Origin of the sequence: Streptomyces sp. NPDC050988, assembly GCF_044456225.1 — a bacterium.
Taxonomy (GTDB): Bacteria; Actinomycetota; Actinomycetes; order Streptomycetales; family Streptomycetaceae; genus Streptomyces.
Window position 1 is genome coordinate 1 of the sequence record NZ_JBITFQ010000029.1, and the last position, 24,463, is coordinate 24,463.

Annotated in this window: 21 protein-coding genes; 8 read left to right on the forward strand and 13 right to left on the reverse strand. The window is 71.2% G+C overall.

Going from position 1 to position 24,463, the window contains the following annotated elements; genetic code table 11:
* Positions 1–194: 194 nt before the first annotated feature.
* The 9 genes from ACIBEI_RS38800 to ACIBEI_RS38840 all read right to left on the reverse strand — a co-directional run bounded on the left by ACIBEI_RS38800 (position 195) and on the right by ACIBEI_RS38840 (position 11,609).
* On the reverse strand, positions 195–1,298 hold the full coding sequence (locus ACIBEI_RS38800; protein WP_398895257.1) for a Zn-dependent alcohol dehydrogenase: 1,104 nt from the start codon (positions 1,296–1,298) through the stop codon (positions 195–197).
* A 20-nt stretch (positions 1,299–1,318) separates the two neighbouring features.
* Positions 1,319–2,707 (reverse strand): aldehyde dehydrogenase family protein, encoded by a 1,389-nt coding sequence (locus tag ACIBEI_RS38805; protein ID WP_398895259.1) that lies wholly within the window; start codon positions 2,705–2,707, stop codon positions 1,319–1,321.
* Positions 2,708–2,890: 183 nt separating this feature from the next.
* A complete protein-coding gene (locus ACIBEI_RS38810) occupies positions 2,891–3,388 on the reverse strand; it encodes a DUF3574 domain-containing protein (RefSeq protein ID WP_398895261.1) in 498 nt (165 codons plus the stop codon).
* 20 nt (positions 3,389–3,408) lie between these two features.
* Entirely contained in the window at positions 3,409–4,755 is a 1,347-nt protein-coding gene (locus ACIBEI_RS38815) for an ABC transporter ATP-binding protein (protein WP_398895262.1), read from the reverse strand.
* Between the two features lie 202 nt (positions 4,756–4,957).
* A complete protein-coding gene (locus tag ACIBEI_RS38820) occupies positions 4,958–6,193 on the reverse strand; it encodes an MFS transporter (protein ID WP_398895263.1) in 1,236 nt (411 codons plus the stop codon).
* 107 nt (positions 6,194–6,300) lie between these two features.
* A complete protein-coding gene (locus tag ACIBEI_RS38825) occupies positions 6,301–7,761 on the reverse strand; it encodes a CitMHS family transporter (protein ID WP_398895265.1) in 1,461 nt (486 codons plus the stop codon).
* 122 nt (positions 7,762–7,883) lie between these two features.
* Positions 7,884–10,139 (reverse strand): molybdopterin oxidoreductase family protein, encoded by a 2,256-nt coding sequence (locus tag ACIBEI_RS38830; RefSeq protein ID WP_398895267.1) that lies wholly within the window; start codon positions 10,137–10,139, stop codon positions 7,884–7,886.
* Between the two features lie 215 nt (positions 10,140–10,354).
* Positions 10,355–10,975, reverse strand: a complete 621-nt coding sequence (locus ACIBEI_RS38835) for a TetR family transcriptional regulator (RefSeq protein WP_398895269.1) — start codon at positions 10,973–10,975, stop codon at positions 10,355–10,357.
* A gap of 64 nt (positions 10,976–11,039) precedes the next feature.
* Positions 11,040–11,609 carry a hypothetical protein gene (locus ACIBEI_RS38840; RefSeq protein ID WP_398895271.1) on the reverse strand — a complete coding sequence of 190 codons (570 nt, stop codon included), beginning with the start codon at positions 11,607–11,609 and terminating at the stop codon, positions 11,040–11,042.
* A 178-nt stretch (positions 11,610–11,787) separates the two neighbouring features.
* Here ACIBEI_RS38840 and hmgA point away from each other — a divergent pair, with 178 nt between their 5' ends.
* The 3 genes from hmgA (at position 11,788) to ACIBEI_RS38855 (ending at position 15,209) form a co-directional block, all read left to right on the forward strand.
* Positions 11,788–13,155, forward strand: coding sequence for a homogentisate 1,2-dioxygenase (hmgA, locus tag ACIBEI_RS38845; protein ID WP_398895273.1), 1,368 nt, complete (start codon positions 11,788–11,790; stop codon positions 13,153–13,155).
* A gap of 63 nt (positions 13,156–13,218) precedes the next feature.
* Entirely contained in the window at positions 13,219–13,968 is a 750-nt protein-coding gene (locus ACIBEI_RS38850; protein WP_398895275.1) for a GntR family transcriptional regulator, read from the forward strand.
* A gap of 41 nt (positions 13,969–14,009) precedes the next feature.
* Positions 14,010–15,209: a type ISP restriction/modification enzyme gene (locus tag ACIBEI_RS38855; protein ID WP_398895276.1), complete on the forward strand. Its 1,200-nt coding sequence runs from the start codon at positions 14,010–14,012 to the stop codon at positions 15,207–15,209.
* A gap of 174 nt (positions 15,210–15,383) precedes the next feature.
* On the opposite strand, the gene ACIBEI_RS38860 is transcribed toward ACIBEI_RS38855, so the two are convergent.
* Entirely contained in the window at positions 15,384–16,103 is a 720-nt protein-coding gene (locus ACIBEI_RS38860; protein WP_398895420.1) for a TetR/AcrR family transcriptional regulator C-terminal domain-containing protein, read from the reverse strand.
* An 84-nt stretch (positions 16,104–16,187) separates the two neighbouring features.
* Between ACIBEI_RS38860 and ACIBEI_RS38865 the strand changes: the two genes are divergently transcribed.
* From ACIBEI_RS38865 to ACIBEI_RS38875, 3 genes are all read left to right on the forward strand, one after another.
* On the forward strand, positions 16,188–17,192 hold the full coding sequence (locus ACIBEI_RS38865) for an ATP-binding cassette domain-containing protein (RefSeq protein ID WP_398895278.1): 1,005 nt from the start codon (positions 16,188–16,190) through the stop codon (positions 17,190–17,192).
* Positions 17,189–17,971 (forward strand): ABC transporter permease, encoded by a 783-nt coding sequence (locus ACIBEI_RS38870; protein WP_398895279.1) that lies wholly within the window; start codon positions 17,189–17,191, stop codon positions 17,969–17,971. The genes ACIBEI_RS38865 and ACIBEI_RS38870 overlap by 4 nt, the downstream gene beginning before the upstream one ends.
* 85 nt (positions 17,972–18,056) lie before the next feature.
* Positions 18,057–19,265 carry a CaiB/BaiF CoA transferase family protein gene (locus tag ACIBEI_RS38875; RefSeq protein ID WP_398895281.1) on the forward strand — a complete coding sequence of 403 codons (1,209 nt, stop codon included), beginning with the start codon at positions 18,057–18,059 and terminating at the stop codon, positions 19,263–19,265.
* Between the two features lie 53 nt (positions 19,266–19,318).
* Here ACIBEI_RS38875 and ACIBEI_RS38880 read toward each other — a convergent pair whose 3' ends face one another.
* The 3 genes from ACIBEI_RS38880 to ACIBEI_RS38890 form a co-directional block, all read right to left on the reverse strand.
* Positions 19,319–19,588, reverse strand: coding sequence for a hypothetical protein (locus tag ACIBEI_RS38880; protein ID WP_055616858.1), 270 nt, complete (start codon positions 19,586–19,588; stop codon positions 19,319–19,321).
* Positions 19,589–19,703: 115 nt separating this feature from the next.
* Positions 19,704–20,504: an anti-sigma factor domain-containing protein gene (locus ACIBEI_RS38885; protein WP_398895282.1), complete on the reverse strand. Its 801-nt coding sequence runs from the start codon at positions 20,502–20,504 to the stop codon at positions 19,704–19,706.
* A complete protein-coding gene (locus ACIBEI_RS38890; RefSeq protein WP_055616860.1) occupies positions 20,501–21,043 on the reverse strand; it encodes a sigma-70 family RNA polymerase sigma factor in 543 nt (180 codons plus the stop codon). The genes ACIBEI_RS38885 and ACIBEI_RS38890 overlap by 4 nt, the downstream gene beginning before the upstream one ends.
* A 260-nt stretch (positions 21,044–21,303) precedes the next feature.
* Between ACIBEI_RS38890 and ACIBEI_RS38895 the strand changes: the two genes are divergently transcribed.
* Together ACIBEI_RS38895 and ACIBEI_RS38900 are read left to right on the forward strand one after the other, a co-directional pair.
* Positions 21,304–22,845: a DUF4331 domain-containing protein gene (locus ACIBEI_RS38895; protein WP_398895284.1), complete on the forward strand. Its 1,542-nt coding sequence runs from the start codon at positions 21,304–21,306 to the stop codon at positions 22,843–22,845.
* A gap of 107 nt (positions 22,846–22,952) precedes the next feature.
* Positions 22,953–24,419 (forward strand): tetratricopeptide repeat protein, encoded by a 1,467-nt coding sequence (locus ACIBEI_RS38900; RefSeq protein ID WP_398895285.1) that lies wholly within the window; start codon positions 22,953–22,955, stop codon positions 24,417–24,419.
* Positions 24,420–24,463: the final 44 nt, after the last annotated feature.

A 24,463-nucleotide genomic window follows, 5' to 3' on the forward strand; every position in this document is an offset into this window, starting at 1 on the left:
TCCGCCCCCGAACCCCCAAAAGATTGCGCAGTTCCCCGCGCCCCTAAGGTCTTTGGTCTTTAGGGGCGCGGGGAACTGCGCGACAAGCCCCCACCTACCCGCACCCGACAACAAACCCCACGGGGCCTGGGGCGGAGCCCCAGAAGGACGGGAATGGGTAGGGGCGGCGGGGGCGAAGAAAGGTCTGCGGACGGCTAGAACACCACCACCGCCCGGCCCCCCTTCCCCGCCAGCATGTTCTCGAAGGCCGACGGGATGCCTTCCAAGGCGATCCGTTCGGTTACCAGGGCGCTCAGGTCCAAGCGTCCCCCACGGACGTGGCCGGCAAGGAGCGGCAGGTCACGGGCCGGATCCGAGTTGCCGTAGACGCAGCCGGAGAGGGTGCGACCCCAGTGGAAGAGTTCGAGGGCGTTGAAGGTGACCTGCTGGTCCTTGCCACCGATGCCGACGACCGTCGTACGGCCGCCCCGGCGGGTCGATTCCCAGGCCGCCCGGATCGTGACCGCCCGCCCCACACACTCCACCGCCACATCGACCCCCTGCTTGCCCGTGAGCCCCCGGATCTCCCGCGCGGTGGTGTCGGACGCGACGACGTACTCCGTCGCCCCGGCCGCCCGCGCCAGCGACTCCTTCTCCGGCGACACATCCACCGCCACGATCGTCGAGGCACCCGCGATCCGCGCGGCCTGGATCGCCGCGAGACCGACCCCGCCCACCCCGAACACGGCCACGGTCTCCCCGGTCCGTACCCGCGCCGAGTAGTGGACGGCCCCGTACCCGGTGAGCACGGCGCAGCCGAGCAGCGCCGCGTCCGTCAGCGGAATCCCGGCCGGCGCGGGGAGCACGCACGCGCCCGACACGACCGTCTCCTCGGCGAACGCGGCGACGTTCAGCCCGGGATACAGCTCGGCCCCGTCGGAGGAGCGCCGCGCGTACACCTCCCCCGCGCCCACCAGCGCGTTGGCGCACAGCCACACCTCGCCCAGCGAGCAGGCGTGGCAACTGCCGCAGGAGGGAGCCCAGTTGAGGACCACCCCGTCGCCGGGCGCGACGTGCGTGACCCCGGGTCCGACGGAGACGACGGTCCCCGCCCCCTCGTGGCCGAGCACCGCGGGCACCGGCACCCGCATGGTGCCGTCGGACAGGGAGAGGTCGGAGTGGCAGACCCCGGCCGCGGCCAGCCGGACCCTGACCTGCCCGGGCCCCGGCACCTCCGGCAGCTCGATCTCGGTGATCTCCAAGGGAGAACCGATGGCGGGCAGGACCGCGGCGCGAACCGTGTGCGTCGCACTGGCCATGTCGTACACCCCTCCTGGAACTAGAACTGCAGGGACTTGGTCTGGAGGTACTCGGACAGACCGTGCGAGCCCAGCTCCCGGCCGACCCCCGACTGCTTGTAACCGCCGAAGGGAGCAAGAGGGTTGAAGCGTCCGCCGTTGATGTCCACCTGCCCGGTGTCGAGTTGCCGCGCGAAGGCCACGGCCTCGGTCACCTCGCCGGCCCATACGGCGCCCGCCAGCCCGTACACCGTGCCGTTGGCGATCCGCAGCGCGTCGGCCTCGTCCTCGTAGCGGAGGATCGAGAGGACCGGGCCGAAGATCTCCTCCTGGGCGATCGTCATCTCGGGGGTCACGTCCGCGAAGACGGTCGGGCTGACGAAGTAGCCCTGGTCGCGAGGGGCTTCGGGGCCGCCGGCCACCAGCCTCGCCCCCTCCGCGACGCCCTTCTCGATGTAACTCCGCACGCGCTGCCACTGCTTGGCGTTGACGACGGGTCCCATGCGTTCGCCGTACTTCGCGGCCGCCTCCACCGCCAGCGCGACCGCCTCGTCGTACTGCGAGTCGTGGACCAGCATGCGGGTCCAGGCGCTGCACGTCTGGCCGGAGTTGGACATCACGTTGGCCACGCCGACGTTGACCGCCCTGGCGAGGTCGGCGCTCGGCAGGATGACGTTGGCGGACTTGCCGCCGAGTTCCAGGGCCACGCGCTTGACTGCCGCGCCCGCGGTCGCGCCGATCTGCCTGCCGACGGCCGTCGAGCCGGTGAAGGAGACCAGGTCCACGCCCTCGTGCCCGGCGAGCGCCTGGCCCGCGACCGGGCCGAGGCCGGTGACGAGGTTGAAGACCCCGGCCGGAAGGCCCGCTTCGTGGACCGCCTCCGCGAAGAGCTGGGCGGTCAGCGGGGTGTCCTCGGCGGGCTTCAGCACGACCGTGCAGCCGGCCGCGAGGGCCGGGGCGACCTTGGCGACGACCTGGTGCAGCGGGTAGTTCCAGGGGGTGATCGCGCCGACCACACCGACCGGCTCCAGATGGACGGTCGAGTTCCCCACCTTCTCCTCGAAGGCGTACGAGGCGGCCAGCTCGGCGTACGAACCGGCGACCGCGATGGGCGCTCCGACGTGCACGGCCTGCGAGAGTTTCAGGGGTGAGCCGAGTTCGGCGGTCACCGTCTCGGCGATCTCCTCCTTGCGGGCGACGAGGACGTCCCGGAGTGCGGCGATCCGCGCGGCACGCTCGGCGGGCGGCGTGGCGGCCCAGGCCGGCAGGGCCCCGCGCGCGGCTCGTACGGCGGCGTCCACGTCGTCGGCGGTGCCGGCCGGGACGTGGGCGATGACCTGCTCGTCGGCCGGGTTCACGACGGCGATCGCGTCCGTCCCGGCGGCCGGGCGCCACTCGCCGTCGATGTACATGCCGTCGTGTGCCTTCATGCGTTCCTCCCGGGAGGGGCGTCGTCTCCGCCGCCCAACCTAGCCGTCGTCCGAGACCCCAAACTAGCGGTGTTAGTTTTTGGGCACCAGGGGTCTCAGGACGAGCACCGGGCCCGCCGGGAGGAACACACGAACCGCTGCGAGAATCACCAGGCCACTACGGGGGCACAGGGCCGTACGACCTCAGAAGTCCGCGCGCGTCGGTTCGTCCAGCCGGGCCACGGCCTCCTGGCCGAACTCCTTCTCGTACGCGTCCCGGATCCGCTCGATCCCGGGGTCGGCCGCCTTCGCCCGCCCCACGGGATACAGCAGGATCAGCTCGTACGACCGCTCGCGCTCGATGACGCCGTTCCTGTCGCGCCACTGCCCTCGTCCGTCCTGCACGGTGAGCCCGTCCGGGAAGGCGGGGGTGACCTGCCGGTCGACGAAGTCCATGAACTGCCCGTCGGTGACGGCCGGGCCTCCGTCGGGGCGCTCGGTGCCGAAGAAGAGGCGGGTCTCGACGTACGCAGCGCCCCTGACCGTCGGAGCCGTCAGAGCCGCCGGGGCCGTTGCGGCCGTTGCGGCGGCCGGCCCGGTCCCGGTGTCGGTGAGTGTGGCGTACGCCGCCGGGGCGCCGGCGAAGAGGAGGGCGGAGGCCGTCGCGACGGCGAGGCGGGTACGCACGGTGTTCATGATCATGAACGCATACCTAGTGGGCCTCAGTCCTCCAGGTCGGGCAGGCGCGCCGGGGCCGGGGAGATCCGTACGCCTTCGTGGTCGAAGACGAACAGATGGGCGAGGTCCACGAGGAGAGGGACCTGCATGCCGTGGTGGAGGTCGTGGTCGGGTGTCGTACGGACGATGAGGTCTCCCGGCAACCGGCCTTCGGGGGGCGGCGGTTCGGTCCGGTCGGGTCCGGTGTCCCCGGGGTCCTCCAGGACCACGACGGGTCCGGCCCGCAACGCGCCCGCCCGGTCCCTCAGGCGGCCGAGGACACCGCCCACGGGACGGCGGCGGCGCGGCGGCCGGGGCATGGGGCGCGGTGCCTCCAGGTCGGGTACGACAGCGGGCTGCGAGCCGGTGTTGAAGTGGACGAGGACCTCGTGTCCCTGGAACTCCACGTGCTCGACGAGTCCGCTGATCGCCACCTCGCCGGGCCTGGCCTCCGCCGGCTTGGCGATGCGTACGGCCTCGGAGCGCAGGCCCACGATGACCTCGTGGCCCTGGTGCACGCGGAGCAACCGGTGGTCCAGGCACAGGGGTTCGGGCAGGACGAGGGCCTGGCGGCCGAGGCCGATCGACATGGCGCCGTCGAGCGGGGCGAGGACGATGCCTCGCAGGAGGCTGATGCGCGGGGTGCCGATGAAGGCGGCGACGAATACGTTCTCGGGCAGCGCGTAGACCGTGCGCGGGGTGCCGACCTGCTGGAGGACACCGCCGCGCAGGACGGCGACCCGGTCGCCGAGGGACATCGCCTCGGCCTGGTCGTGGGTGACGTACACCGTGGTGACGCCCAACCCCCTGGTGAGGCGGGCGATTTCGGCGCGCAGCCGGTTGCGGAGCTTGGCGTCCAGGTTGGCGAGCGGCTCGTCCATCAGGAACGCGGAGGGGTGCCGCGCGATGGCCCGGCCCATCGCGACGCGCTGGCGTTCGCCTCCGGACAGCTCGTTGGGAAAGCGGTCGAGGAGGTCCTCGATGCCGAGCATCCGGGCCGTGGCGTCGACGCGCGAGCGCGGGTCCTCGCCGGGCGTCTCGATGCGCAGCGGAAAGCCGATGTTGTCGCGGCCGTTCATGGTCGGATAGAGCGCGAAGTTCTGGAAGATCATCGCCATGTCCCGGTCGGCGGGCTCCAGATGGTTGGCGTAGACGCCGTCGAGCCGCACCTGTCCCTCGGTGGGGTCCGTGAGACCGGCGATCATCCTCAGGACGGTCGACTTGCCGCAGCCGGACGGCCCGAGCAGCACCAGGAACTCGCCGGGTGCGACGTCGAGCGACAACCTCTCCACCACAGAGACACCGCGCGTATGGGACTTGCTGACCTGTCGAAGGGAGATGGCGCGTGACATGGGACGTGACCCCCGGGGATTCACAGGGCGCTGTTGCTCCGCGATCGGAGGTCTCGCGGGTCGTACGAGACCTATGAGTCACGGAAGCTAACGGACCGCACACATCCCGGGGAAGACTTGCGGCGGAATCGGACGGGCCGTGTGGAGGACCCTCTCGGGAAACAGGGGCGTTCGGGCCAACTCCGGTGCGAAAGAGGTCTGTTCAGTGTCTCTCGGGCTCCGGTGCGGATGGCGTACGTCCCCTACGTTCCGCCGGCTCAGGACCGGCGGCGCCCGTACGCCCCTGTCGCAGTCCGAGCCCCGAGGCGATCAGCAGCAGGGCTCCGAGCATGACGAACGGCGCGGCGACGCCGGCGACTCCGGCGACCAGGCCCGCGGCGGCGGGCGCGGCGACCTGACCGAGCCGGTTGCCGGTCAGGCGCAGGGCGAGGGCGGTGGAGCGGGCGTCGTCGGGGGCGGCCTGGACGACGGTGGTCATGGACAGGGGCTGGCCGACGCCCAGGCAGAAGCCGAGCAGGGCGAGGATCACGGCGAGGCCCCAGACCGGTACGGGAAGCGCGATCCCGGCGCACAGGAGGGCACCCAGCAGACAGGTCGTGCTGAGCAGCGCGGCCCTGCCGAGGAGCCGCAGCATGGGAGTCATGACCAGGCGGCAGGCTATGGTCGCCGCCGCGCGCAGGCTGAGCAGCAGGCCGATCACGGAGGGCGCGATACCGCGGTGCTCGCCGACCACCGGCAGATACGCGGTGAGGATGTCCGTCGCGGACAGCACGGCGAGGCTGATGAAGATGCCGGCGGGTACACCCCGGGTGCGCAGTATGCGGTGCACGGGGACGCGATCGGCGCGTCCGGTACGGGACTGGGGCCGGTCGCGGTGCTCTATGCGCCACAGCGATACGAACGAGACCGCGGCGACGGCGCCCGCTACCAGCAGGGCGAGGGCGCTGGTGCCCGCCATGTCGGGGCCGCCGATCAGGGCGCCCGCGGCGATCGGTCCGACGAGCTGGCCGAGCGAGGCGCCGATGGTGAAGTGGCCGAAGTTGCGGTCCTGGTCCTGCGGTGCGGACTGGCGGGCCACGATCGACTGGGCACCGATCACGAAGGAGAGGTGACCGAGGCCCATCACCCCGCTCCAGGCCGCCATCGCGGCAAGGGAGTTCGCCGTACCGCTGAGGGCGCAGCCTCCGGCTATGAGGACGACGCCGACCGGGAGCAGCGGGGCGCACCGGCCGTGGTCGGTCCTGCGGCCGAGCGGTACGGCGGCGAACAGGGGCAGCAATGCGTAGACGCCGGCGATGACACCGATCGCGCGCTCGTCGGCGCCCAGCGCGAGGGCCCGGTAGGAGACGGCGGGCCGTGCCATCGACACCGCCCCCTGCGCGAAGCTGAAGGCGATGACGAGGCGGAGCAGCCAGCCACGGTTCCCACCGGGCCTCACAGTGACACCCTCCGTTGGACGGATGGACGGATGGATGGATCGGACGAACGGACGGATCGGACGAACGGGGTGAGCCCGGCCGGGGCCGGGCTCCCGGGCGCCGACGCTCAGATGATGCCGAACAGGATCCCGGCGCCGAGTACCACGAGGGAAGTGAGGGCGGCCCACTTGACGACGAACTTGGTGTGGTCGCCGAACTCGACCTTGGCCATGCCGACCAGGACGTAGACGGCCGGGACGAGCGGGCTCGACATGTGCAGCGGCTGGCCGACGAGCGAGGCACGGGCGATCTCCAGCGGGGAGACGCCGTGGGCCGCGCCCGCCTCGGCGAGGACCGGCAGGACACCGAAGTAGAAGCCGTCGTTCGACATGAAGTAGGTGAGCGGGAGGCTGAGGACGCCGGTGACGAGGGCCATGTGCGGGCCCATGCCGTCGGGGATGCCGTCGACGAGCCATTTCGCCATGGAGTCGACCATGCCGGTGCCCTGGAGGACGCCGGTGAAGACGGCGGCGGCGAAGACCATGCCGGAGACGTTGAGGACGTTGTCGGCGTGGGCGGCGAGGCGGGCCTTCTGGTCGGGGATGTGCGGGAAGTTGACCGTGAGGGCGAGCGCTGCGGCGAGCACGAACAGGACCGGGATCGGCAGCAGTTCCATGATCATGGCGGTCAGGAGCGTCGCCGTGAGCAGTGCGTTGAACCAGTACAGCTTGGGGCGCAGCGTCGGACGGTTCGGGTCGAGGCCCTGGAGGCGGACGTCGTCCTCCTCGCCATCGTCGTCACCGTCGTCGGAGGCGTCGGTGCCGGAGCCCGCGCCGCCGGTGGTCTTGGTCATGCGCACCTTGCCGTCGCCCGGGCCGCCGGAGGCGGGGGCACCAGCGCCGACCAGCACCGTCTCGGTCTCGGGCTCCTCGACCAGCTGCTTCTCGTCCGTCAGCACGTCGGTGAGGCTCAGCACGCCGAGGCGCTTGCGCTCGCGGAGGCCGAGGACGTACGAGAGGGCGATCACGGCGACGAGGCCGACGGCGAGCGCCGGGATCATCGGGACGAAGATGTCGCCGGCGTCGAGCTTGAGCGCGGTGGCGGCGCGGGCGGTCGGGCCGCCCCAGGGCAGCGTGTTCATGACGCCGTTGGCGGTGGCGGCGACGCCGGTCATCACGACGAGGCTCATCTTGAGGCGCTTGTACAGCGGGTACATCGCCGAGACCGTGATCATGAAGGTCGTCGAGCCGTCGCCGTCGAGGGAGACGATCGCGGCGAGCAGGGCCGTGCCGACGACGATGCGCAGCGGGTCGGCCTTGCAGAACTTGAGGATGCCTCGGACGATCGGGTCGAAGAGGCCGACGTCGATCATGACGCCGAAGTACACGATGGCGAACATGAGCATCGCGGCGGTGGGCGCGAGGGTGCCCACCCCTTCGATGACGTAGTCGCCGAGATGCGCACCCTTTCCGACGAACACGCAGAAGAGTGCCGGGATCAGTACGAGCGCCGCGATCGGCGACATCTTCTTCATCATGATCAGGACCAGGAAGGTCGCGATCATGGTGAAGCCGAGGATGGTCAGCATGAGTGGATACCTAACGTTCGCCCTTGAACTTCCACCAGGGACAGCGGTTCGAGTGACGTTAGGGCGGCCACACAAGGCTTAACAAGATGTTGACACGCGAGCAATAAGCGCAAAACTCCAGGTCAGGGCGTTGTGCCTGTTGGCGCGATATCAATGGGTACGCCATTGAGTACGGCCGTGCCGGACAGCGGGTCGAGCAGGCTGCCGTCGAGGAGCTGGTTGACGTTGACGCCGGGGTCCTCGGCGGCGTGGGTCGTCCGGGTGCCGGGACGGTCGTGTCCCCAGCCGTGCGGCAGGCTCACGACCCCGCGTCGTACGGCGTCGGTGACCTCGGCGGGGGCGACGACCTCTCCCCCGGCGCCCTTCACCCGCACCGGCGCCCCGTCGGTGACACCGAGGCGGTCGGCGTCGTCGGGGTGGATGTGCAGGGTGCAGCGGTTGGTGCCACCGGTGAGGGCGGGGATGTTGTGCATCCAGCTGTTGTTGGAGCGCAGGTGCCGTCGGCCGACGAGGACGAGCCCCTCCGGGCGCCGACGCAGTGCGTCGCGCAGGCGCGGGAGATCATCGGCGAGCGGCTGTGGAAGCAGCTCCACGAGTCCGCTGCGGGTCTTGAGGGGCTGCGGGAGGCGCGGCTGGAGCGGTCCGAGGTCGATGCCGTGGGGCTGGTCGAGCAGCTTCTCCAGGGTCAGCCCTTCGGGGCGTACGCCGAATCCGTCGCCGTACGGGCCCAGGCGCAGCATCATGTCAAGGCGTCGCTCGGGGCCACTCTCGCCGGTGAGCTGTGCGGCGAGCTCGCGCGGGTCGCGGCCGTGCGCCGGGGAGTGGGCCTCCTTGACGGCCTTGCCGAGGGTCTGGCCGATGACCAGGTCGTCGACGGCGGAGGGGTCGGCGCCGTGCATGCCGGTGGCGGCGAGGACGAGCCGGGCCAGGATCTCCGTCTCGGCCATGCGGCCGGGCTCCAGGGGGACGGCGGCGCGGGTGTAGCGGACCTGGTTGCGTACGGCGAGGGTGTTGAAGGCGAAGTCGTGGTGCGGGCTCTGCGAGGGCGGGGGCGGGGGCAGCACGACGTGGGCGTGCCGGGAGGTCTCGTTGAGGTAGGGGTCGACGCTGACCATGAAGTCGAGCGAGCCGAGGGCCTTGTCGAGGCGGTCGCCGTCGGGCGCGGACAGGACAGGGTTGGCGGCGATGACGACGAGGGCGCGGATGGGCTCGCCCTCGGCGGTCGCGGTGTCGATCTCCTCGGCGAGCGCGGCCATCGGCAGTTCACCCTTGGCCTCGGGGTGGCGGCTCACGCGGCTGTGCCAGCGGCCGAGCGCGAAGCCGTGGCCGGGTCCGGCGGGCCGGGGTGTCCGGTCGGTGGCGGCCTGCGGGAAGAGGGCACCGCCGGGCCGGTCGAGGTTGCCGGTGAGGATGTTCAGGATGTCGACCAACCAGCTGGCCAGGGTGCCGTGCGGGACGGTGCAGCTTCCGATGCGGCCGTATACGGCGGCGGTGGGCGCGGCGGCCAGTTCGCGGGCGAGCGCGCGGATGGTGTCGGCGTCGACGTCGCAGGCCTCGGCGGCGGCTTCCGGAGTGAAGTCCCTTACCGCCTCGCGCAGTTCGTCGGTCCCCTGCACCAGCTCGGTGAGTTCCCCGAGGTCGGTGAGCCGCTCCTCGAAGAGGACGTACGCCATGGCGGCGAGCAGCAGCGCGTCGGTGCCGGGGCGGATGGCCACGTGCCGGTCGGCCAGCTTGGCGGTGCGGGTGCGGCGCGGGTCGATGACGGTCAGGGTGCCGCCGCGCGCCTTGAGGGCCTTGAGCTTGCCGGGGAAGTCGGGGGCGGTGCACAGGCTGCCGTTGGATTCGAGGGGGTTGGCGCCGATCAGCAGCAGGTGGTCGGTGCGGTCGAGGTCGGGCACGGGGATCGCGTTGGCGTCGCCGTAGAGCAGTCCGCTGGAGACGTGCTTGGGCATCTGGTCGAGGGTGGACGCGGTGAAGAGGCTGTGGGTGCCGAGGCCTCCGAGCAGCACGGTCGGGTAGAGGGCGCCGGCCATGGTGTGCACGTTCGGGTTGCCGAGGACGGCTCCGACTGCGTGTGGCCCGTACCGCTCGACGACCGGCCGCAGACCGGCCGCGACGGCGTCGAAGGCCTCTTCCCAGGTGGCCTCGCGCAGTTCGCCGTCCTTGCGCACCAGCGGCGTCCGCAGCCGGTCGGGGTCGCCGTCGGCCGCTCCGAACGAGGCGCCCTTCGGGCAGATGAACCCCTGGCTGAACACGTCGTCGCGGTCTCCGCGCGCGCTCGTCACCCGGGTCCCCTCGATGGTGAGCGTGAGCCCGCAGGTCGCCTCGCAGAGGGGACAGATGCGCAGAGCTGTTCGGGAGTCGGCGGTGGTGGACACGGGTCCTCCCGGAGGGGGTGGCGGCAACGGCGACGCACTGACCCGGCCGAGCATACCGACCGGTATGGACGGTGGGGAGGGGGTGCGGGGGTCACGTCGGAAATTCGCGCGCCGTTCGGGCGTCCGCGCCGGGTGGAGCGGGGCGGGTGGGGCGAGGCGGGGCCGGGCGGGGGGCGTGCGGCGGCCGGGCGAACGCCCCCCGCCCGGCCTCTCCGTCAGTCGAGCGACCGTGCCAGATACGCCCGCAGCAGTTCCCGGGTCTCCTCTATGACCCGTTCGTCGCCGGAGGGGGCGAGGCGGAAGGCGAGTTGGACGAGGGTGTCGGCGGCCTCGACGGCGATGAGGAAGGTGCGGCGCAGGTCCTCGTCGGGTTCGCGGTTCAGGACGGAGGAGAGCAGGTCGGTGAGACGGTCGGCGACGCGGGTGTTGGGTTCGGCGTCGCGGGTGCCGACGGGTATCTGGTTGCCGAAGTCGACTAGGGAGAAGCCGGGCGCGGTGCGTTTCATCGCGAGGTACTCGTCGAGGACCGCGTCCATGGCCGCGCGCCAGCCACCCGTACCGGCGGCCTCCCGGAGGCGGAGTGTGACGCGCTCGGTGAAGACGTCGAGGTTGCGCTGGGCCAGCGCGTCGGCCATGGCGCGCTTGTTGCCGAAGAAGCGGTAGACGGAGCCTATGGGGACGCCGGCGCGCAGGGCGACCGCGCGGGTGCTGAGGGCGTCGTAGCCGACCTCGTCGAGGAGATCGGCGCAGGCGTCGAGGATTCGGGTGAGTCTTTCGGCGCTACGGCGTTGAACGGGCGCGCGGCGCAGCGAGGTCGCAGGGGGCACGGGCTTCATGATGCCTTTCCGCCGGGGTCCGGTGAACCTTGCCCTTCGGTACGAATTTCGGTGCTGATGCCACTCATTTGTGCGTGCCCTGGCCATTCGTCGCCGACGCCGTGGCGGACTCCGTGCCCGTCGGTCCGGGATCGGACACGGTGATGTCCGCCGTGCTGCCGACGGGCTCGCCGTCCACGGCCCACACCGTGTCGTCGTCGGCGTGCAGGCGCACGCTCACCTGGTGGGTGCCGCGCGGCACGAGGCCGCTCGCGATGTGGTGGTCCGGGCCGCGGAGGAAGGACAGGGGGCGGCCGTCGAGGCGGAGGAGGGCGTGCCCGCGGCCGGGTTCGGCCGCCTTCCCCGTACCGGCCGGCGAGAAGCGGAAGTCGTGGACGGTCAGGCGTACGTCCCAGCCGTCGCTGTCGGCGTCGGGCTGTATCTCGATCGCGACCCACGGTGCGTCCTTCTTGTCGATCTCACGGTAGTGCCGCCCTTCCTCGTCCGTGTCCTCCAGCACCTTGCCCACCGGCGACGGCTTCACGCCGTCGTTCTCGCGCGCTTCGTCGGACCCGCAGCCCGTCGCTCCGACGAGCAGAGCGCCGAACAGGACACAGGCCGCGAGCGCGGTGAGGAATACGCGCGTCCACGACATGCCGGGGAGATTAGAGCACCGCTCTGACAGTCGGATCCCCCTGAAGTCTGGTTCTCGGTACTCCAGTGGTCTTGGCGCGATCCCGCGGTCGCCTCCGTGGGCACGGGCATCTCCCTCTTGCGCACGGATTTCGCGAATCCTACGGTGATGCATAGGAATCAGGAACGAGGGAGCGATCATGAGCGGGGACGGGCGGATCACCGCCGAGTCACGGCGGAAGACCGTCGAGGCGCTGACGTATCTCACCGGGTTCGGCAACGAGCACAGTTCGGAGGCGGTGCCGGGCGCCCTGCCGCACGGCCGCAACTCTCCGCAGCGGGCCCCGCTCGGGCTCTACGCGGAGCAGCTGAGCGGTACGGCGTTCACCGAGCCGAGGGCGCACAACCGCCGGTCGTGGCTGTACCGGATCCACCCGTCGGCCGCGCACCCGGCCTTCACCCGCACCGACAACGGCGCCGTCCGCACCGCGCCCTTCACGGAGACGGTGCCCGACCCGAACCGGCTGCGCTGGAACCCGCTGCCCGAGCCCTCCCCGGGCACCGACTTCCTGGCGGGCCTGTGGACGCTCGGCGGCAACGGCGACGCGACACAGCGCACCGGCATGGCCGTGCACCTCTACCACGCCAACGCCTCGATGGAGCGGGTGTTCAGCGACGCCGACGGCGAGCTGCTGATCGTGCCGGAGCGCGGCGGGCTGCTGCTGCGCACCGAGTTCGGGCTGCTGCATGTGGAGCCGGGACATGTGGCGCTGATCCCTCGTGGGGTGCGCTTCCGTGTGGAGCTGCTGGAAGCCGCGTCCGACGACGGCCCGGGCCCGACGGCCCGGGGCTATGTGTGCGAGAACTACGGGGCGCCCTTCCAGCTCCCCGACCTCGGCCCGATCGGCGCCAACGGTCTCGCGAACGCCCGCGACTTCCGGGCGCCTGTCGCCGCGTACGAGGATGTCGAGGGGCCGGTGGAGGTGGTGAACAAGTTCTGCGGCAACCTCTGGTCGGCGACCTACGACCACTCCCCGCTGGATGTCGTCGCCTGGCACGGCAACCATGTGCCGTACGCCTATGATCTGCGCGCGTTCAATGTGATCGGCACCATCAGCTACGACCACCCGGACCCGTCGATCTTCACGGTGCTGACCTCGCCGTCGGACACCCCGGGCCTTGCCGGCGTCGACTTCGTCGTCTTCGCGCCGCGCTGGCTGGTGGGCGAGGACACGTTCCGGCCGCCGTACTTCCACCGGAACGTGATGAGCGAGTACATGGGGCTCATCGAGGGCGCGTACGACGCGAAGGCGGAGGGTTTCGTGCCGGGGGGCGGGTCGTTGCACAACATGATGTCGGCGCACGGTCCCGACCGGGAGACGTTCGACCGGGCGAGCGCCGCCGAGCTGCGGCCGCAGAAGGTCGACGACGGTCTGGCCTTCATGTTCGAGACGCGCTGGCCGGTCACGGCCACCGCGCAGGCCGCCGGGGCGGAGCATCTGCAGCGCGCGTACGACGACGTGTGGCGGGGCCTCCAGCGGCACTTCGGGCCGGTGCGACGCCCATGACCGGCCGGGACGGATCGTGACCGCCCGTTGCACCTGGCGCCCGCGAACGGTACGGATACCCTCGTGACCTCCTTCGCCCCGGACTCGATCGTCCTGAACCGCAAGCTGCCGCTCTGGTATCAGGTGTCGCAGTCCCTGCGCGCCTCGATACTCGGGCGGTCCGCGCAGGATCCTCTGCGCCTGCCCACCGAGGAACAGTTGGCGGAGCACTACGGGGTGAGCGTGCTGACCATGCGGCAGGCGCTCAAGGAACTGGAGGACGAGGGGCTGATCACCCGCCATCGCAGGCGCGGCACGTTCATCGAGCCGAGCGCCGCGCGGGGCGCCCCGGTCCGGCTGCTCGGCTCGGTGGACGCGATCGTGGCCCAGCAGTCGGGCATGACGACCCGGCTCCTTGACCACGGCACCGAACCCGTGTCGGCGGAACTCTCCGAGCACTTCCCGGACCTGACGGAGGTCGCGACCTACCACCGACTGCGCAGCGACGAGAAGACCGGGGAGCCGACCAACCACGCGCGCAACTACGTACGGCCCGAACTGGCCGCCCTGATCGACCCCGAGGACCTGCTCCGCTGGCCCATGACCAAGGTGCTGCGGGATGTCGCGGGGGCGAGGATCAGCCAGATCACCGACACCGTGGAGGCACGGCTCGCGGACCCGGAGACCGCGCGGCTGCTCCAGGTCCCGCTGCTGAGCCCGATCCTGCACTACACGGGCGTCGTGCACGGCGAGGACGGCCGGGCGCTGGACGTGGCCCGCATCCAGTACCGCGGCGACCGCTTCTCCTTCACCGTCACCCTCGACGCCCACTGAGCATGCGGGACCAAGTCGCCTCCCACGGCCCACGTCGTACGATGCCGAGCGTGACGCACGACGACGCTCCGCTGCTCGCGGACCTCATGCCGTGGTCCGTCGCACCGCCCCGGCTGGGCCGCGGGTGGCCGACGGCGCCCGACCCGGCGTCCCTGAAAGCACGGTGGGACGCCTTCGTGAAGGCCGAAGGGCCCGACCGCGAGGCGTTGTTCGGCGTCACGCGCGCGCGGACGCTCCACTCGGCGGTGGGTCAACTGCCGGGCCAGTCCTCCGGAACGGTCCGGCTGGCCCGCGCGTCGGGCCGCTGCGCGGAGCCGGTACGGGTGCTGCACGGGCCGTTCGACGAACAGTGGCTGATCCCCGACCACCGGCTGATCGACGCGGCGCGGCCGGAGTTGTGGCGCGTGACGGACGAGCGGCAGCTGTTCGCGGTCGAGCAGGCCCCCGCACCCGACGGGCCGCCCCTCCTGGTCACGTCGACGCTCCCGGTGGTCCTCCCCCAGTCGAAGGCCGCGCCCACCGCGCGGCCGGGCCGGATCCGCCCCTTGTACCGGCGCCCCGAGGGCCGCGAACCCAACCTGGCACCGGGCCTGTTGGACCTCCTGGCCAAGCGCCTGGGCCACGCCCCCACTCCCCTGGACGTCCTCGCCTGGACGCTGGCGGTCGCCCGCCCGGGCCCACGCGGCTGCACGGTTCCCCTCACATCGGACCCCGAACTCTGGGCGCGCGGCACCGAGTTGGGCCACCGCATGCTGTGGCTGATGCGCCGCGACGGCGAACGCCCCAAACTCCCCGGCGGCCGCCGCCCGTACGTACGGGCCCCACTCCCCGCCCGTCCCCTCGAACTCCGCTACGACCGCGACGAGGAGACCCTCCACCTCGACGAGGGCCGCATCTCCCCCGTCCCGCCCGCCGCCTGGGACTTCGAGGTCGGCGGCGTCCGAGTCCTTGACCAGTGGTTCACCACCCGAACCACCCAGCCGCCCCCCGGCACCCTGGAAGCCATCCGCCCCACCACCTGGCCCCAGCCCTGGACCTCCGACCTCCTGGAGGTCATCACGGTCCTGTCGCTACTGGCGGAACTACGCCCGCAACAGGCCGAGTTGACGATCGAGTCCCCCATCACGCCGGACGCGCTCCGCGAGGCAGGCGTACTCCCACCGCCGGACACGTCCCGCAAGCCGGCCTCAGTACTGGACCACCACGAGGAGGGCCCAGAGGGCCAGGTCGCCCTGATCTGAGGGATACGGGGGACTTCTAGGGGCGCGGGGAACTGCGCAATCTTTTGGCTTTTAGGGGCGCGGGGAACGGCGCATCTTTTAGGGGCGCGGGGAACTGCGCAATCTTTTAAGGGGCGCGGGGAACTGCGCGACCAGCCACGACGCACCCGCAGCCGACAACCCCCGCACGCCCCCCTACCCCTCCCCCCGCGGCGCGAACCCATCAAGCACCCTCACCAACGCCCGCTCGAACACAGCCCCCATATCAATCGGCCCCGAATCCTCCATGAACGCCGCCGCCATCCGCGGATAAGCCCCGGTGGCAACCTGCGCACCCAAATAAGCCCCACGCACCGCGTGCTCCCGCTCCTCGGACCACGGCAACGCCCGCACCCGCTCAACCGTGGCCAGCTCATTCCCCACGTACGTCGTCACCACCCCGTTGACCATCGCGATCAGCTCGAACTTCGTGCCGTACGTCCCCTCGAAGGAGTCGAGGCACGTGAGGCAGTGCTCCAGATAGCGCAGGGCGTTGGGGCTGAACCCGTACACCGGCGACATCAGCGTCGGCAGCCACGGATGCCGGAGCATGAGCGCCCGGGTCTCATGGGCGACCCGGAGCATGTCGGCACGCCAGTCCCCCGCCGGCTCCCACAGCTCGTGCTCACCACTGACGGCGTCGACCATCAGCTCGTACAGGTCCTCCTTGCGAGGCACGTAGTTGTAGAGCGACATCGTGCCGCAGCCCAGCTCGGCCGCGACGTGCCGCATCGAGACCGCGTCCAGCCCCCGCGCGTCCGCGATCCGCACCGCGGCGGCCGCGATGTCGGCCCGGGTGAACGCGGGCCGCGGCCCGCGTCCCGTGCGCTCGGGTCGGGCCCAGATCACTTCGGGTACGTCGGCGCGTCCTGCCATCGGTGTCGTCAGTCCTGCCATCGGTGGATCCTGTCGCCCCCATCGTAGTTACGTACAGCGTACGTAGTGAGGTATGGTCGCACCATGACGACTACGTACGCTGTACTTAGTGAAGGTCTGGAGAAGAGTTTCAAGGAAGTCCGGGCGCTGCGCGGGCTGGACCTGGCCGTGGCGGAGGGCACGGTCTGCGGACTGCTCGGGCCGAACGGCGCGGGCAAGACGACGGCGGTGCGGCTGCTCACCACGCTGCTGCGACCGGACGCGGGGTCCGCGCGTGTCGCGGGGCACGACCTCGTCCGGGAGCCGGACGCCGTGCGCCGCGCGATCGGCGTCACCGGGCAGTACGCGTCGGTGGACGGCGATCTCACCGGGCGGGAGAACCTGCGGCTGTTCGCGAAGCTGCGCCGCCTCCCGAAGGCGGCGGCCCGCGCCGACGAACTCCTCGACCGCTTCGAACTCGCCGACGCGGCGGACCGCCCCGCGTCCACCTACTCCGGCGGTATGCGGCGCCGCCTCGACCTGGCCGCGAGCTTGATCACCCGGCCCGCGGTGCTGTTCCTCGACGAGCCGACGACCGGTCTCGACCCGCACAGCCGCAACCAGATCTGGGAGACCGTGCGCGCGCTGAAGGCGGAGGGTACGACGGTCCTGCTCACCACGCAGTATCTGGAGGAGGCCGACCAACTCGCCGACGACATCGCCCTCGTGGACCGCGGCAGGGTCGCACACTCCGGCACGCCCGCCGAACTCAAGGCGCTCATCGGCTCGTACGCGGAAGCGGTCGTCGCCGACGCGGACGCCATGGCCGCAGCGGCGGCCGTCCTGGACCAACTGACGGGCTCCCGCCCCGACTTCGACCGGGAGCGGCACGCCGTCGGAGCGGTCACCACCGACCCGACGCTCACCCTCCCCCGCCTCGTACGCGAACTCGACGCCGCCGGGGTGCCGTTGCTCGACGTGAACCTGCGCCCGCCGACGCTCGACGACGTCTTCCTCCGCCTGACCGACGGCTCGGCCGGAGCCGGGACCGACAACCGGGCCGACAGGCGGTCCGGTGACCGCACCGACAGCAAGGAGCTTGTGACATGAGCGCGTTGGCGTACGACGGCACCGCGATGCTGGGCCGTCAGCTGCGGCGGATCCGGCACAACATGGGGCTGCTGATCCTCACCCAGACCATGCCGATCACGATGCTGCTGTTCTTCGGCTATGTCTTCGGCAGCGCGCTGGCGATGCCCGGCGAGGAGTACCGGGCCTTCCTGGTGCCGGGACTGCTGGTCGCGACGGCGGCCAACGGGATCATGACCGGGATGTTCCAGGCCGCCCAGGACTCGCACCGAGGCGTGATGGACCGCTTCCGCACACTGCCGATCAGCCGGGCCGCCGTTCCGCTCGGGCAGGCCGTCGGGGACCTGGTCGTCACGGCCGTGGGCACGGTGCCGGTACTGCTGGTGGGGCTCGCGGTGGGCTGGCGGATGGAGGGTTCCGCGCTGGAAGCGGCCGGCGCCGTGGGTCTGCTGCTGCTCTTCCGGTTCGCGACCACGTGGATCGGGATCCTGCTGGGCCTGGCCTCGCAGAGCGAGGAGGCGGCCGGGCAGCTGGGCGGTGCGACGTTCATCCTGCCGCTGCTGTCGAACGCGTACATCCCGACGGACAATCTGCCGGGCTGGCTGCGCACGATCGCCGAGTGGAACCCGATCAGCGCGGTGACCACGGCCCTGCGCGACCTGTTCGGGAACGCGCCGGTGCCGACGGACGGGGCCTGGCCGGTGACGCACCCCGTCGCGGGGTCGCTGGTCTGGTGCGCGGTCCTCATCGCGGTGTTCATGCCGCTCGCCGTCCGCCGGTACACGAACGGCGGCCGCTGACCGCTCGCCCCGGGGCCGCGACCGACCGTCCGACCTGCCGACCGGCCTCCCCGCCGCCGCATGACAAAGCCCTCGCGTCCGGGACATGATCCCTCGCATGGAGCCGCTTCCCCTGCCCCTTGAGGGCATCACCGTCGTCGCCGTCGAGCAGGCCGTCGCGGCCCCCTTCGCCACCCGGCAGCTCGCCGATCTCGGGGCCCGGGTCGTCAAGGTCGAACGGATCGACGGCGGTGATTTCGCGCGCGGCTACGACACCGCGGCCGCCGGTCTCGCCTCGCACTTCGTGTGGTGCAACCGCGGCAAGGAGTCCATCGCCCTCGACCTGAAGGACCCGCGCGGCCTGGACGTCGTACGCCGTCTCGTCGCGGACGCGGACGTCTTCGTGCAGAACCTCGCCCAGGGCGCCGCCGCGCGGCTCGGCCTGGACGCGGCGACGCTGTGCGCGGCCGACCCCCGGCTGATCGCCGTGGACATCTCGGGCTACGGGGCCTTCGGTCCGTACGCCGGCAAGCGCGCGTACGACATGCTCGTGCAGTGCGAGGCGGGGCTGGTGTCCGTGACGGGGACGGCCGACCAGCCGGTGAAGGCGGGGATCCCGGCGGCCGACATCGCGGCGGCGATGTACGCGTTCTCGGGAGTGCTGGCGGCGCTGGTGCGGCGTGGCACGACAGGGCGCGGCGGGCCGGTGGAGGTGTCGATGCTGGAGGCGCTGGCCGAGTGGATGGGGCATCCGCTGCACCATGCGATGCACGGCGGAACTTCCCCGGCGCGCACCGGTCTGGCGCACGCCGTCATCGCCCCGTACGACGCCTATCCGACGGCGGACGGCGGGCGGGTGCTGCTGTCGGTGCAGAACGACCGGGAGTGGCGGCGACTGGCCGAACAGGTGCTTGGGCGGCCGGAGTTGGCGCACGACCCGGCGTACGCGACGAACGCGGCGCGAGTGCAACACCGGGAGCACACCGACGAGTTGGTCGGCAAGGCGCTGGCGGCGCTGGTCACGGACGAGGCGGTCGCGCAGCTTGAGGCGGCCGGGATCGCGTGTGCGCGACTGCGGGACGTACGGGAGGTGGCGGAGCATCCTCAGCTGGCGGCGCGGGACCGGTGGCGGGAAGTGGGTTCGCCGGTCGGGCCGTTGAGGGCGCTGTTGCCGCCGATCACGCTGCCGGGCGGGGACTCGGCGCGGATGGGGCCCGTACCCGCGCTCGGGGAACACACCGGGGCGCTGCTGCGTGCCGTGGGGATGACGGACGATGAGATCGCAGCACTGCGCCGGGACGGTGTGACCGCCTGAGCGCGGGTCGGGGTCCTGCTCGGGTTCGGCCGCCTGTCAGCGGCCGAGGCCGCTCAGCGGCCGCCGAACAGGGAACGGCGCAGTCGGCGCAGCGGTGCGAAGAGCGAGACCCGCCTCACTCGCGCGCCCCTGGCGGTGCGGTTGTGCGCGGTGTCACGTGCGGTGAGCTCGCGCATCAGGTCCGTCGCCTCTGCCGCCTCGCGCTGAGGGATGGCGGGGCCACCCATCACCGAGAGATGGCGGTCGAGGCGCGAGCTGGTCGCGCTGCTGCCACACGTGATCGCAGGGACTCGCGCCCTGCCACGCACTGTTATCTGTTCCATGTCACTCCCCACCCATACGAGGGCACCCGGCCCGGGCAGGTTAACCCTATCGCTCCCTCTCCACACCCGTGTATCCCGGGCGCGGGATTCACCTTTCCGGTAAGGGTGTTGACGGTTACTCTCCGAATCCAACTGATTCCAGGGCGAGTTGGACAACCGGGGCGGTTGTTGGCTGCGCTGAGCCGCCCGACGGCTCGACGGTGACAGCGAGTGATGTCGCGTTCGTGTTCAGCCCGGTGGCAATCAAGGGCGTGTCGCCGTCCAGGAGCCCCAGGGATCGCGGTTTCTCCTCCGGTCGCATGAGCCACAGTTGGTGAACCCTTCCGTTCGAAGGTGTACCCAGTCCGGCCGCGGTCACTACAGCGGTGCGCTGCGAGGCGGACGCGACGACGCTCATGCCCTGTCCGTTCGCGTCGCGTCCGGCGCTCGCGCGGGCGTCCGGCGCGGCGAGAACGTGTGCGATCTCACGTGCCTGGGCGCGCTCCTGGGCGAGCTGGTCCTGGGTGCGGGCCGCCTGCATGCCGAACAGCGCGGCGACGACGAGGGCGGCCGCGGCCGTGGTGGACGCGAGCGGGATGAGGAACGGCGAGAAGCCCGAGCGACGGCCACGCGACGGCGCCCGCTCCCCGTACCGGTCCGTGATCGACCGAGCTGGTGGCTGGGCGAAGGCCGCCGGTTCCTGAGGGGTCGTCCGTACGGCCATCAGGACCCGGTCGCGCATGGCGGCCGGTGCCGGGGCGGCCGTGGACCAGGCGAGGCGGACCGCGTCCTCGCGCAGCGCGCGCACTTCGGCGGCGCAGTTGTCGCAGCGCCTCAGGTGTTTCTCGAATCGCTTGTGCTCATGGGGTTCCAGGGCGTCCAGGGCGTAGGGGGCGGCCAGGGAGTGCAGATCACTCCGCCGGAAGAGGCTGGTCATGCGACACCTCCCAGGCAGTCGCGCAACCGCGTGAGTCCGTCGCGCATGCGCGTCTTGACCGTGCCGAGCGGCAGGGAGAGCCGCTCGGCCACTTCACGGTACGTGTAGCCGTCGTAGTAGGCGAGGGTGACGGACTGTCGTTGCAGGGCGGTGAGCCGGTCCAGACAGCGGCGCACCCATTCTCGTTCGAGGCCGGCCTCGACCTCCTCGGCGACCTGGTCGAAGGCGGGGCCGTTCGAGCGCCGGGCCATGCGCAGTTCGCGCTCCCCGGCGGCGCGGGCACTGCGGACCCGGTCGACCGCCCGGCGGTGCGCGAGGGTGAGGACCCAGGACAGTGCGCTGCCACGGCCCGGGTCGTAGCGTCCGGCGGACCTCCAGAGTTCGAGGAGCACCTCCTGGGCCACCTCCTCGGACTGGGCCGGATCCCGCACCACGCGGCGTACCAGCCCGAACACCGGCCCGGACACCAGACCGTACAAATCCTCGAAGGCCTTCTGGTCTCCTCCGGCCACGAGCACCAGAAGTTCGTCCGCCTCCACTCGTTTCCCCCTCTCCGGCCATTGAACGGCCCGTCTCATCCTCACGTATTCGGCGCCGGAACGCCTTCGGATGGGGTTACGGATCAACTGCTTGAAAACGCGGGTGAATCCCGAACCAATCCTTCCGAGCCCCGGCTCCGAATGGCGTGCATCAGGCAACACCAACCGACGCGGAACGAGAGCAGGAGCAGATCAGTCGACGGGTCGCTTCTCGCGGACATCACCGCCGGAACACAGCTTTGGGACAGAGGACGGACGGCATGACACCTTTCACCAGCGGGTTCGTGGGACGCAGGAGCCTTGCGGCCCTTGTCTGCGGTGCGTTGGCCACCGGCGGGCTCGCGGCCGTCGGCGTGACCGCGCTCGGACCGGGGACGGCGAGCGCGTCCAGCCACCGGGAGGCTCCGCTCATCTCGGGGCAGCCGCAGTTCGACAACACGGACGTGTACGCGTTCGTCAGCCCGGACCATCCGGACACCACGACGCTCGTCGCCAACTGGATCCCGTTCGAGGAACCGGCGGGCGGGCCCAACTTCTTCACGTTCGCCGAGGACGCCCAGTACGACCTGCACATCGACAACAACGGTGACGCACAGGGCGAGCTGGTCTTCCGGTACACGTTCAAGACGCACGTGAAGAACGACAAGACGTTCCTGTACAACACGGGCCCGGTCGAGAGCCTCGACGACCCGGACCTCAACATCACGCAGACCTACGACATCGACCTGCTGCAGCTCAAGGACCAGCACCTGGTCAAGAAGACGAAGTACGCGGACGACGTGCCGGTCGCCCCGTCGAACGTCGGCAAGGCGTCCATGCCGGACTACGCCAAGCTCCGCGAGCAGGCCGTGCACGAACTCCCGGGCGGGGCCAAGACGTTCGCCGGTCAGGCGGACGACCCGTTCTTCCTGGACCTGCGCGTCTTCGACCTGCTGTACGGCGGGAACCTGTCCGAGGTCGGCAATGACACGCTGAAGGAATACAACGTCAACTCCGTTGCTCTGCAGGTCCCGACGGACATGATCCAGGAGTCGGCCGACCAGCCGATCGTGGGCATCTGGTCGACGACGCAGCGCAGGAGCGCGAGCGGCGAGTACCGGCAGGTCTCGCGCCTCGGCATGCCGCTGGTGAACGAGGTCGTCAACCCGATCAAGGACAAGGACAAGTTCAACGCGTCCTCGCCCTGGAACGACGGCGACTTCCTGGAGAACGTCACCAACCCCGAACTGCCGAAGCTCATCGAGGCGATCTACAAGATCCCGGCCCCGAAGGAGCCCAGGAACGACCTGGTCGACGTGTTCCTCAAGGGTGTCGAGGGCCTCAACCAGCCCCCGCACGTGCGTGCTTCGGAGATGCTGCGCCTGAACACCTCGATCAAGCCGGCGGCCAAGGAGAAGCGGCTCGGCGTGCTGGACGGCGACAACGCGGGCTTCCCGAACGGCCGCCGTCTCGGCGACGACGTGCTGGACATCGCGCTGCAGGTCGTCGAGGGCGAACTCGTGGGCGCCAAGAACGACTTGGGTGACGCGGTCGACAAGAACGACCAGAAGTTCGAGAAGGCGTTCCCGTACGTCGCGCTGCCGACCTCCGGTTCGCGCGGTCCGCTCGCCAAGGGCACCACGGGCACGAACGACGTCCGCAACCAGATCGGTGACGCCCTGCAGCCCGCGGGCACCACGAGCGGTGTGGCCGGTATGGACGACACCACTCTGATCGCCGTCTCGGCGGCTTCGGGCGCGGCCGGGTTCCTGCTTATCGGCACGGGTCTCCTGTGGTGGCGTGGCCGCCGCCGGTCCTACTGACCCGCACTCCGACTGGCGCGGCCCGTGCGTATCCGTCCCCCACGGCGCGCGGGCCGCGCCGCTCACCCCCGAACCACCGCTTCCGCCAAGGAGATTGAGGAGAGGGCATGGCCCCGGGTACGAACGAGGACGCGCAGGAGAAGGATCGCGCGGACGTGACCCCGCCGCCCGAGGGCGAGAACGGGCCCGACCGGTCCGGTCGGTCGGACCGGTCCGACCGGCCGAAGGAGAGTCCGGAGTCCCCGCGGGCACGGATGCTGCGGCTCGGCGCGTGCGCCGTCGCCGTCGCCATCGCCATGACCGCGGGAGCGGTGGTTCTGGGCAACAAGGACGACGCCGGCGTGCGTACGGTGGCGTCCGCGCCCGGCGTCGCTCCCGAACTGCTGGCCACCGGCAGCCTCGCCTCCAGCATCTCCGCACTGCAGACCCACCTCAAGGCACAGCCCAAGGACTACAACGGCTGGTCCACGCTCGGCGTCGCCTACATCGAGCAGGCACGCACGAACGGCGACCCGTCCCGCTATCCGCAGGCGGAGCGCGCGCTGGACCGGTCGCTGAAGCTCAAGCCGGACAACGACCCGGCGCTCGCGGGCCGTTCGGCGCTGGCCGCGGCCCGGCACGACTTCCCCGGCGCGCTGCGGTACGCCGACAAGGCGCTGGACGAGAACGCGTACAACGAGCGCGCGCTGTCGACCCGCATCGACGCCCTGGTCGAACTCGGCCGCTACAAGGAGGCGTCCAAGGCCGCCGACCAGGCCGATGAGCGTCGCCCCGGCATCCCGGTCTTCACCCGCTACGCCTACGTACGGGAGTTGCGCGGGGACGTCACCACGACGCGGCGCGTCCTGAAGCAGGCGCTCGCCGGTTCCTCCACCCCCGGCGACATCGCGTACGTGGCAACGGCGCTCGGCCAACTCTCGTGGCGCGAGGGCGAGTACAAGACGGCGCTGACGTACTACGAGCAGGCCCTGCGGGCCGACAAGGCGTACCTCCCGGCGCTGGAGGGCCGGGCCAGGGCGCAGGCCGCGGACGGCGACAGCAAGGCCGCGATCGCCGGCATGGAGGACGTCGTGGCCCGCTTCCCGCTGCCCGGCCCGCTGGTCGTGCTCGGCGAGCTGTACGAGGCCCGCGGCGGCGAGGAGGACAAGGCGAAGGCCCGTGCCCAGTACGCCCTGGTGAACGCCTGGACCGCGCTGGCCCGGGCGAACGGCGTCAACGCCGACCTCGACACGGCCCTCGCGGCGGCGGACCACGGCGACCGCAAGGCCGCCCTGCGCGCCGCGCGCGCCGAGTGGGAGCGCCGGGAGACCGTCCACACCGCGGACGCGCTCGCCTGGGCCCTGCACGTCAACGGCCGCGACGACGAGGCCCTCCCCTACGCCCGTCGCGCCACGGCCACCGGCTACCGCGACGCGACGTTCCTCTACCACCGCGGCATGATCGAACAGGCCACCGGCAACAAGAAGGAAGCCCGCGGCAGCCTTTCGGCGGCGCTGAAGCTCAACCCGGGCTTCTCGCCGGTGGGCGCGAAGCTGGCCCAGAAGACGCTCAAGGCGCTGGGCGGTGCCGAGTGAGCACCGTCCCCGCGCGTGGCCTCCGGGTCCGGCTGGCCCGCCAA